This is a genomic window from Streptomyces sp. NPDC046881, from assembly GCF_040645015.1.
Taxonomy (GTDB): domain Bacteria; phylum Actinomycetota; class Actinomycetes; order Streptomycetales; family Streptomycetaceae; genus Streptomyces.
Window position 1 is genome coordinate 1 of the sequence record NZ_JBEYXJ010000180.1, and the last position, 9,529, is coordinate 9,529.

Annotated in this window: 11 protein-coding genes; 1 reads left to right on the plus strand and 10 read right to left on the minus strand. The window is 70.4% G+C overall.

Going from position 1 to position 9,529, the window contains the following annotated elements; genetic code table 11:
- Positions 1-163: 163 nt before the first annotated feature.
- The 10 genes from ABZ923_RS39840 to ABZ923_RS39885 all read right to left on the minus strand — a co-directional run bounded on the left by ABZ923_RS39840 (position 164) and on the right by ABZ923_RS39885 (position 9,016).
- Positions 164-1,057 carry a hypothetical protein gene (locus tag ABZ923_RS39840; protein WP_361482828.1) on the minus strand — a complete coding sequence of 298 codons (894 nt, stop codon included), beginning with the start codon at positions 1,055-1,057 and terminating at the stop codon, positions 164-166.
- An 81-nt stretch (positions 1,058-1,138) separates the two neighbouring features.
- The gene (locus tag ABZ923_RS39845; protein WP_361482832.1) at positions 1,139-2,098 is read right to left on the minus strand and encodes a hypothetical protein; all 960 of its coding nucleotides are present in this window, start codon (positions 2,096-2,098) and stop codon (positions 1,139-1,141) included.
- An 84-nt stretch (positions 2,099-2,182) separates the two neighbouring features.
- A complete protein-coding gene (locus tag ABZ923_RS39850; RefSeq protein ID WP_361482835.1) occupies positions 2,183-2,362 on the minus strand; it encodes a hypothetical protein in 180 nt (59 codons plus the stop codon).
- The gene (locus tag ABZ923_RS39855) at positions 2,362-2,796 is read right to left on the minus strand and encodes a hypothetical protein (protein WP_361482838.1); all 435 of its coding nucleotides are present in this window, start codon (positions 2,794-2,796) and stop codon (positions 2,362-2,364) included. The genes ABZ923_RS39850 and ABZ923_RS39855 overlap by 1 nt, the downstream gene beginning before the upstream one ends.
- Positions 2,797-2,922: 126 nt before the next feature.
- Positions 2,923-3,342, minus strand: a complete 420-nt coding sequence (locus ABZ923_RS39860) for a hypothetical protein (RefSeq protein WP_361482841.1) — start codon at positions 3,340-3,342, stop codon at positions 2,923-2,925.
- Positions 3,343-3,394: 52 nt separating this feature from the next.
- Positions 3,395-4,225, minus strand: a complete 831-nt coding sequence (locus ABZ923_RS39865; RefSeq protein WP_361482843.1) for a class I SAM-dependent methyltransferase — start codon at positions 4,223-4,225, stop codon at positions 3,395-3,397.
- Positions 4,226-4,310: 85 nt separating this feature from the next.
- Positions 4,311-7,523: a ParB/RepB/Spo0J family partition protein gene (locus ABZ923_RS39870; protein ID WP_361482846.1), complete on the minus strand. Its 3,213-nt coding sequence runs from the start codon at positions 7,521-7,523 to the stop codon at positions 4,311-4,313.
- Between the two features lie 65 nt (positions 7,524-7,588).
- Positions 7,589-7,849 (minus strand): hypothetical protein, encoded by a 261-nt coding sequence (locus tag ABZ923_RS39875; protein ID WP_361482849.1) that lies wholly within the window; start codon positions 7,847-7,849, stop codon positions 7,589-7,591.
- Between the two features lie 106 nt (positions 7,850-7,955).
- A complete protein-coding gene (locus ABZ923_RS39880) occupies positions 7,956-8,273 on the minus strand; it encodes a hypothetical protein (protein ID WP_361482852.1) in 318 nt (105 codons plus the stop codon).
- Positions 8,274-8,338: 65 nt separating this feature from the next.
- A complete protein-coding gene (locus ABZ923_RS39885) occupies positions 8,339-9,016 on the minus strand; it encodes a hypothetical protein (protein ID WP_361482855.1) in 678 nt (225 codons plus the stop codon).
- Between the two features lie 170 nt (positions 9,017-9,186).
- Between ABZ923_RS39885 and ABZ923_RS39890 the strand changes: the two genes are divergently transcribed.
- Positions 9,187-9,495, plus strand: coding sequence for a sigma-70 family RNA polymerase sigma factor (locus ABZ923_RS39890; RefSeq protein ID WP_361482858.1), 309 nt, complete (start codon positions 9,187-9,189; stop codon positions 9,493-9,495).
- Positions 9,496-9,529 lie beyond the last annotated feature (34 nt).

Below are 9,529 nucleotides of genomic sequence, written 5' to 3' on the forward strand. Positions count from 1 at the left end.
ATTTCGGTTTATCGATTGTTTTATTGATGCGGGGCTTGCTGTTGGCTGTCGGCTCGCCCGGTGGCTGGTGTGGAAGGTGTTACACAATCATCTTTGCCAAATTCGTTATGGAATAACCGTCATGATCCACCGAGTTCGGCAAAGGATCGTTAAACCGGCCTGGTCAGGGCCGGAACGGGATCTGCGGGTTCAACTGGCCGTCGAGCGCGTACCAGCACCAGTCGTGGCCGCCGATCGCGTACCGGCCATCCTTGTTCGGCTGGAGGACCTCGACCGCCTGCTCGCGCTGCTCCCCGCCCAGGTACATCCAGCAGACGACGAGCACGACCGCGTACTTCAGCGGCTCGGCGGACCCGTCGTGCCGCGCGGCGCTGTCCCCGCCTTCCAGGACGTGCACGGTGTCGACCGCGTCGTGCCCGTACTCGGCCGCGTCGGCTTGAGTGGCCTCGGCGATGCGACGGACGGTGTCGAGGTCGAACCACGGCTTCACGTACCCGTCGCGCTGGTCGGCGGGGTCCACGAGCGCGTAGTACCGGTCCCGGTCGTTGGCGCACACCAGCGTCTCGACCATGCCGCCGGGCTGGCGAGCCGGAGCCGGGGGCTGGTCGAGCTGGAGGGCTGCCGCCCGGATCAGGTCGAGGCGGTAGGCCGGCTGCCCGTTGCGGTCGGGCAGCTTGGTGCACAGCTTGTGCCAGACGTCGCGCGTGCTGTCGTCGAGGTAGGCAGTCCACTCGCTCATGCCGTGGATCCCGTTCCCGGCCTCGGCCAGACCGACGGCCTCGGTGAACGTCCGCTCGCCGCCAGCGGCCGTCCAGTACCGGCCGGTGGGGAACAGGCTGCTGTCCGCGCCCTCGACCAGCTCGACGGCGGTCGCGTCGAACGGGGCGTCCGGGTTGTCGCCGGTCAGGATGTCGCGCACCGCGGCGGCGGCCGTGACGACCATCGCGCGGCCGAGCTGCTCGCGCGCGGCGTGGGTGGCGTCCAGCGCGGCGTGCGCGGCGGCGCTGAGGTGGGCGGGGATCTCGTAGGCGGGGCGGGAGGCGGGCTGGTTCGTCATGTGACGTCCTCGTTCTGTTCGTCGTGGGTGAGGTGGGGGCCGGGGACGGGCCTGTGAGCGCCCGTCCCCGGCCGGGTCGGGCTACGGGCGGTAGGCGGCCGGGAAGGTGATCCGGTAGAGGCGCTCGGACTGCGGGTCCGGGGCGTGCTCCCAGCCGGCCGCGGTGAGGTCGTCGTCCTCGACGAGGGCCTGGCGCAGGATCGTGTCGGCCGCGCCGAGCGTCTCGGTGTCGTAGGGGCCGCTGTCGTCAGCCGTGTCGACCTCGGTGTCCCCGGCGAAGACCTGGCAGATGTGGCCGAGGCTGGTGAGGTCGACGAGCGCGGAGGTCGCCTCGGGGACCAGGCCGCGCAGGGTCTGCCCGGCGAGCGCCGTGGCGATGGCGAGCGGCGTCTTGGGCCGGTCCTCGCGGCTCGCTCCGCACTTCTCGCACTCCAGCTCGTGCCACTCGTTGTGGTACGCGCACGGGCACCACCAGCTGGCGATCGACCACGTCCACTCCCAGCCGCCGATCGGGTAGAGGCCGTCGCGGTCGGGCTCGACGATGTTCGCGGTGCCGAGGTCGTCGCCCAGGTACATCCAGCGGACGTGGACGAAGATCACGCGCGCGGCCTTCTCGCTCGCGCGCTTCTTGAGCCGGCTGGCCCTGGTGGCGCTCCTGCGGGCGGCCTTACGGGCCGCCGGGGTGGCGTAGGAGATCGTGGCTTCCGCGCCCCGGTCCAGGGAGCCCCAGGGGACGCGCACGGCGATGGCGAGGGGCTCGCGGTCGCCGTCCTCGTTGACCTCGCGGGTCATGTCGCTCTCGATGATGTGGACCGTGTCCGGGCCGTCTGCGCGGCCGTCGATCACGTGGATCGTGTCCCAGCCGTCGTAGCCGCCGTCCTCGGCCAGGTAGACCGTCCGCTCGGACAGCTTCCGCGCGCTGGCGAGGGGGAAGTGGGGGCTCATCCAGCCGTTCCACCGGTTGTGCGGGTCGAGCTTGCACTCGAACGGGCCGAGCATGTCGTCGATGCACACGGCGGTGTCGATCATGGCGTTGCGCATGGTGGGTTCCTTCGCTCCATCCGGGCATGGGTCCGGCCGGGACCCCGTGGGGTCCCGGCCGGTGGGTTCGTGCAGGTCAGGCGGTCAGTCGCCGCTCTGCGGGTTGGTGGCGGTGGTGTGGTCGTGGCCGGTCTGCTCGCGGTCGTGGGCCATGCCCCGCGCGCAGGTGGCGAGGTGCCCGGCCCATCCCTCCTTGGGGCCGTCGGGAATCACGCGGTACACGAAGCAGCGGTGGCCGCAGAAGTCGCAGTAGGCGCCGGCCATCAGAAGAGGCCGCCCTGCTGGTGGTCGGCGGTCTTCGGCGGGGCGCCCAGCTCGGGGACCTCCTGGCCGGTGTGCTCGGTGATCCACTTCGCGAGGAACATCCGGTGGCACCAGCAGTTCGGGGGCGTGAGCTTCGCGTACTGGTCGAAGCAGAGCAGGACGAGCGGGCTGTCGAGGTCGTAGGCGCCCGCGATGCGGATCAGCTCGGCCTGGATCGCGTCGAAGCCCCGCTCGTTCAGCAGCCGGCGGTAGCTGAACTCGTAGGCGTCCGCCGCGTTGATCGAGAGCAGTTCCTTGGTCGGCGTGACGAGCCGGGCGTGCGCGGTCAGTGGGTACGGGAGCGGGAAGCGGGGGCGGCCGACCGTCGTGCGGACCGGCGTACCCATGTCGGGCGTGAACTCCTGGTAGGTGCAGGTGGCGAGTCGAACGTCCACTAGCTGTGTCCCTTTCATGCGGGTTTGGGTTGGCGGGATGTTCTACCTTGATCCTTTCCTAAACCCACTTTACCTAATCCATTTCGCGAAACCGGATAGGCAAAGTGAGCGCAAAGGAATCGCAGGTCAGGCGCGGATCAGCCAGAAGCCCTGGGGGTGCCGTCGGCCGAGCGTCCACCCGGTCAGGCGGGCGAGCTGCTCCCAGGTGGCGGGCTCGAAGTAGCCCTTGCCGGTCGGCACCCGGGGCTGCCCGTCCTCGACCAGGACGAGGACCTCGTCCGCGATGACCTCGGCGCCGAGGGTGAACCCGCCCTCGGGGCCCTCCCAGACCGGGCAGTCGCCGCAGTCGCCCTTCCTGACGCACGCCCCGAAGTTGCCCCACGAGGCCCGGCGAGTGTCGTGCGACTCGAAGAGCGTGGGCCAGTTCGTAGGGCGCAGGGCGCACTGGTCGATGGGCGTCCAGCACGAGGCGATGGACAGTCGGTTCCACCCCTGGCCGTCGGGCCCTCCGGGCTGGTGGGCGGGTGCTGGCAGGCGTACGGGCATCGCTGGTTCCTCCTGTGGGGCTCTCGATTGGCTGGCGGGGGGTGAGGGAGGGTCAGGCGGCGGCGTCGAAGAGGTCGAGCTGGCGGGGCTGGCGCAGCAGCCAGTCATGGGTGCGCAGCGGTCCCCCGGCGTACCCGGGGAGGAAGAGGAGGCAGGTGCGGACGTGCGTGCCGCAGACCGCGAAGGAGTCCTCGGGCAGGGCCTCGATCTCGCCGCCGACCTCCTCGACCACGGCCCGGAAGTCGGCCGTCTTCTTGTCCTCCCACGACATCAGGCCCGCGCTCATGATGGACACCAGGACCCCGTCGTCCTTCATGAACCGGATCGCGTGAAGGATGTGGTCCAGGCCACCCGAGAAGGGCGGGTTCATCACGACCCGGTCGAAGCCCTCCGCGTACTCCAGCGGGTCGAGGCTGAGGAAGTCGGCGGCGAAGACCCGGCGGCAGTCACCCTGCGCGCGGAGCATGTCCGCGCGGAACTCGTCGACCTCGACGGCGTCGATCACGCCTCCGCGCCTGGCGATCTCGGCGGTCAGGGCGCCCGACCCGGCCGAGGGCTCCAGGATGGTGTCCCCGGCCCGGATACCCGCCAGGTCGCAGACCTGCATGGCGAGAGCGGGCGGGGTGGGGAACCAGCCCTGCTCGTACTTCGAGGGGTACTCCCCGGCCGCCAGGCACTGGCGCAGGTGCTCCTCGATCCGGTGCGGGAAGACGTGCGCACGGACCCGCTTGGCGCCGTTCCACCGGCCGCCCATCTCCTTGAGCACCTTGTCCACCTGCTCGTACACCGGCCGGTCGATGTCGAAGGGGATGCGCACGAGGTCGTCGCGGATCTCGGTGCGGGGGTCGGTGAGGACGGCGAGCGCGTCGGTGGTGAATCGCATGGTGTGCCTCCTGGGCGGGTTGGATGGCGCGCGCCGCGCTGGGCGGCGCGCGCCGTGGATCTAGTGACTAGGCACTACTTGCAGGTCAGGCAGCAGCCTCGGGGTTGACGACGATGCCGCTCGCGCGGACCTCCGCGTGCGCCTGGGCCTTGCGCAGGTTGGCGCCCACCTTGCCGATCAGCTTCGCCAGGTGGTCCATGCGCATCTGGTGGCCGGACACGCCGCCCGGCGTACCGGCGAGCAGGAGGGCCAGCTCCTCCGGGTCCGCGGTGGCAAGCTCCGAGAGGATCTCACCGGCGGTCGACAGCCGGTCGATCTTCTTGGTCAGCTTCGACCGCTCGTCCATGATCCGCTCGCGCTCGTCCTCGGTGACGTCGTGCGCCCCGGGGATCGCCTCCTGGATGCTGCCGTCCGCCTCGGCGTCCTCACCGGCGAGGACGAAGAACGAGCCCTGCGACTCGCGCCGCTTCTCCTCCGCGAGGCACGCCTTGACGAACTCCTCGGCCGCCCGGTCGTTCGCGAAGTGGCCGCGCGCGTACTTCGCCAGGAACCGCATCTGGTTCTCGCAGCTCAGCTTCGAGACGTACCAGGCCATCCCGACCGGCAGGTGCGCCTTGCTCAGGGCTTCCTGCGCCTCGTCGCACAGTCGAAGGAGGTCGATCCGCCACCCGACGTACGCGGCGGACTTGCCGCACATCTCGGCGACCTCGTCGATCGTGTACTCGGCGTCCACCAGCCGCTGGAAGCTCTTGGCCTCCTCCATCGGGGTCATGTCCGCGCGGCCCACGTTCTCGGCCACCTGCTTGGCGAGTGTCTCGCGGTCGCCGTCCTCGACACCCCGGGTGACCATCGCGTCCAGCTCGGTGAGGCCCGCCATCTGGGCCGCGCGCCAGCGCCGCTCGCCCATGATCAGCACGTACCGGCGGGTGGACGGGACGTAGCGCAGGCTGACCGGCTGGAGCTGGCCGAGCTTCTTCATCGACCTGGCCAGCTCTTCCAGCTTGGCCTGGTCGAACTCCTCGCGCGGCTGGCTCGGGTCGCGGTCGATCCGGTCGACGGGCACGCGCTTCGGGGTGGCCTTCACCTCGGCCGGGGCCGGGGCGGGCGCGGGTGCCTTCTTCGCGGGCACCTTCTTGGCGGGGGCCTTCGTCGCCGCCTTCTTCGGGGCCGCCTTGGTCTTGGCCGGGGCCTTGGCGGGGGCGGTGGCCTTCGCGGTGGTCGCAGTGGTGGTCATGGTGGGTGCCTCCTGGACGGTGGGGAGTAGTGGTGAGTCACTATGTACAACGCTTGTGGGGGCCGTGTGGTTCCGGGTATTTCCGGAGTTTTCGCAGTTCAGAAGGGTGATTTCGCCCTCGACGCCCTCCTCGTCCACCGCCCCGGGTGCGGCTGCCGGGACCTCCTGCGCCTGCTCGGCCGGGACCTCGGGTTCGCCGGCCGTTGCGGTGACGAGGTGGGCACCCAGGGTGGTCGCCCAGGCCTGGAAGCTCAGCGGGCAGTACCACCCGTCGGTGTCGGCGATGCCGTCGTCCACGTACCGCCTGTAGGCAGCGTCGAGCTCCGCCGTACGCTCGACCTCGGGTCGCCGGGCGGCGCGCTCGCACATCTCGGCGATCTGCGCCTCATGGCGCTCCCGACGGGTGAGCCTGCGTCCGTACTTCTCTTCCTCGGTCACTGCGTCCTCCTCAGGGGTTGCGGTTAGTGGTGAGTCACTATGTACAACGCCTGAGACATCCGTGTGGTTCCGGGTATCGGCGAAGTTTTCGCAGGTCAGGGCCATATTGTCGGCCCCCTCCTCGTCACCCGGGGCCCCTTCGGGCTCGTCGACCGGGACGTCGACCGGGCGCTCCTCGACGGCGGGTTCCGCCTCGGGCCGCTCGTCCACCACCGCGGCGGTCTCCGCCACCTGCTCCAGCTCAGGCGCGGCTTCCTCCTTCGCCTTCGGCTTGATCGGCCGGACGAAGCCGCTGCGGTCCCGCGACACCTGCCAGTCGTCCTCGCCGAACTCGTAGCCCTGCTCGCCGAGGATCCGCGCGATCTCGGCCTGGAGGGTGCGCGACCACACCGCCCGTTGGAACTTCTCTCCCTCCGGGGGCGTGATCCTCACCGGCTCGAAGTCCTTGTGCGGTCGGCTGCCGCCGTTGAGCCACGTCAGCGTTGCCTCCTCTCCGCCGAGCGGGCAGGCGACGAACACCTTCCGGGGCACCTTCGGGTCGCACTTCTTCTTCGGCTTCGTCTTCGCGGCTGCCGCCTGCGCCTCACGCACGGCGCTGGCCGGCTGCTCCTGCGAGGCGGCGTGCGCGGCCTTGGTGCCGGGCACCTTGCCGTCCGCGAGGAAGGCGGCCATCGCCGCCTCCGGGCAGCGGGCGCGCGCGTTGCTGTAGTCAGCCGGGTGGGTCCAGACCCGGCCGCGGTCGGTGGCGTCCTCCAGCGTCATGACCTTCTTGGGTGCCAGCCGCAGGTTCCACGCGATGCTCAGCGTCTTCGGGTTGACCCGGTGCACCTGGTACCAGGAGCCCGAGTACAGGACGTAGTCGCCGGGCGCGAAGTCGTCCGGGCGCCAGATCTTCACACCTTCGGCCTCGGCCTTCTTCACGACCTCCTCCCAGCCGCCGATGTCCCTCTGCAGGTCGCGGATGAGGCGGGCGTGCCGGTCGACCGAGTCCCACTTCTTCTCTACGGCTTCCGCGTGGTACCGCTCCTGTTGGCGCAGGTCGGCCCGCAGCTTCTCCAGGCGCCGCAGCGTCCGGTACGGGTCGTTGCGGTGCGCCTTGTACGCCGCGGCGGCCTCGGCCCGGTTGGCCCAGTACCCGGCCCTCCGGTTGTCCTCGATCGACTTCCGCATGTTGGTGTGGATGCGCTCCTGGTCGCGGCGGGCGCGTCCCTCGCTGTGGTGGCCGACGAGGATGGGCTGGCCGAACTCGAACCGGCGGCTGATGTCGTGAGCCGCGCCGCGTCGGGCCTCGGAGGAGGCGGCGGCGCGGCCCGCGCGGTCGCTGAACCGCTCGGCCCGGCCCTCGGCCCGTTCCCCGCGCTCGGCCTCGATCTCGCCGAAGGTCCGGTCGTCGTCCTCGTTGATCTCGATCGTGACGTCGTGGCCGGCCGCGCGCAGGGCGTCGGCCGCGCCGTTGATCCGCCAGTGCTGCGCCTCCTTGTCCCGGGAGCCGCGGATGTAGATGCCGACGTTCCGGGACCAGCGGAAGCCGTGCGGCTGGACGATCTCGTAGACGCCGTCTCCCTTGCTGCTGCCGTCGAGGAGTGTGCCGTCTTCTCGCGTGTGGGTGATCGTGATGGCGGCCAAGGCCGTCTCTCCTTCCGGGTAGGGGGACGGCCCGGCGGTGGCCGGGCCGTCGCTGTTGGGTTCGGTCAGTGGACGCGGGTGGCCGCCAGGGCGGCGTCGACGATCCGGGCGGTCTCGCCCCAGGTGGCCTCGATGTACTCGGCGGTGTCGCCGCCCCAGCCGGAGCTGCCCGCGATGTACGCCTTGCCGTGGCCCTCCTTGGGGAGGCGGACGGTCCAGTCGAAGCCGTCGAAGGGGACCTCGACGGAGAGGCCGAGCCCGTTCCGCTGCCAATTGGTGGCGGTGGCCGCTGCGGTGAAGATGGCGACGGTCGTGGTGGCGTCCATGACTGGCTCCCTTGAGGTTGAGGGGTAGTGGTTAGTCACTATGTCCAACGCGTGGGGCGACCTGGAGTTCCGGGTTGCCCCACGAAAATCGGAGGAAAAGCGCAGGTCAGATGCCCACGGGGCAGCCGATGCCGCGCGCCTGGGCCTCGTCGTCGACCTCCCACCAGGCCCAGAAGAAGCCCGGGGTGTCGTCGTCGCGGGCCTCGCGCTCGCGCGCCTCGCGGAGGATCGTCTGGAACTCCTCGCGGGGCAGGTCGCCGATCAGGTCGGCGACCATGTCCTTCGCCGCCTCGCCGCGCGCGTCGCACTTCAGGGTGCAGGGCTGCCCGACCTCCGCGCCGCAGGTCAGGCACTCCTCGTCGGTGGTGACCGGCTGCGCGTTCAGGGCCACTCGGACCAGGTCGTCGAAGGTGATCGTGATCATGTCCGTCTCTCTTTCGCTGGTGAGGAGGGGTGGGGCCGGTCGGCCCCGCCCGGGGTGCTCGCTGGTCAGCCGGCCAGGATCGCCTCGCCGATCACGGTGAGGGTCACGGCCTGCCCGGCGAAGAGGCTCGTGGACTGGTCCCGGTCGGCCCAGCCCTGCGCGATGACCCACTCGACCATGTCCTTGCGGGGCCGCTCGCCGCGCTCGACCATGACCGTGGCCTTGCCGACTCGGAACTCCTGGATCTTGACGCCGTTGTCTCGGATGGCGGCCAGCGTGCGCTTCTGCGCGGGGGTCGCCGTCGGGACGTCCACCACGGCGGGCGCGGGGGCCGGCTGCTCTTCGGTGGCCGGGGCGGGCTCCTCGGCCGGGGTCTCGCCCTCGATCTCCCAGCTCGCGACGTAGCTCAGGAAGCGGCGGTGGCCCTCGTGGTCGGCGAGGTTCTTCTCGTTGCTGACCGGGCTGGTGCTCATGCTGATGCCGTACTCCAGGAGGACGGTGGTGGCCCGCTCGCGCTGCTCGGCGAGGGCCTCGCGGACGCCGTGGTGCTCGACACGCTCCATCAGCTCGCGCCAGGGGGCGGCGTCGCCTTCGGCCTTGAGCACTTCGCGCATCAGGGAGTCGAGGTGCGCGGGGCCGTCGACCTGGAGGGCGCCGATCAGGCGCTCGCGGGCCTCCTGCGCTTCCTTGGCCTGGTTGGCGGCGCGGTTGGTGATGAGGCGGAGGGCGATCGTGGCGTCCATGTCGGGCTCCTTAGAGGTTGTGAGGAATAGTGGTTAGTCACTATGTACAACGCTTGTACGGTGCATAGGGTTCCGGGTTGACCCAGAGAAATCGGAGAAAGTTGCAGGTCAGAGGCTCGCAACCCCGCGCCGGTCGTCCATCCATAGTGTCTACCCACTATGCTGGTTGCATGTCCGATCTGCCCCCCAAGCTCCCCGAGCCGTTCGCCGCCCTCGTCGACCTCACCGCCGAGCCGACCACCGACCAGGCCCGCCGCCTCACCCTGGCCCTCAAGGCCGTGCCCGAACTCCAGCGCTGGCTTCGCGTCCAGCGGCAACTCACCACACGCGGCCTCCTCGACGCCGAGCACACCCGCAAGGAGCTGGCACCGATCCTGGAGTGCAGTGAGCAGCGCGTGTCCGACATCGCCAGCGGCCACCTGAACAAGGCAGCGCTCGCCCGCAGAGCGCGCAAGCAGACTGAGGCCGAGCCGTCCTGACCCAACGGCGAAGGGCGCCCCGCACGCTGTCGTG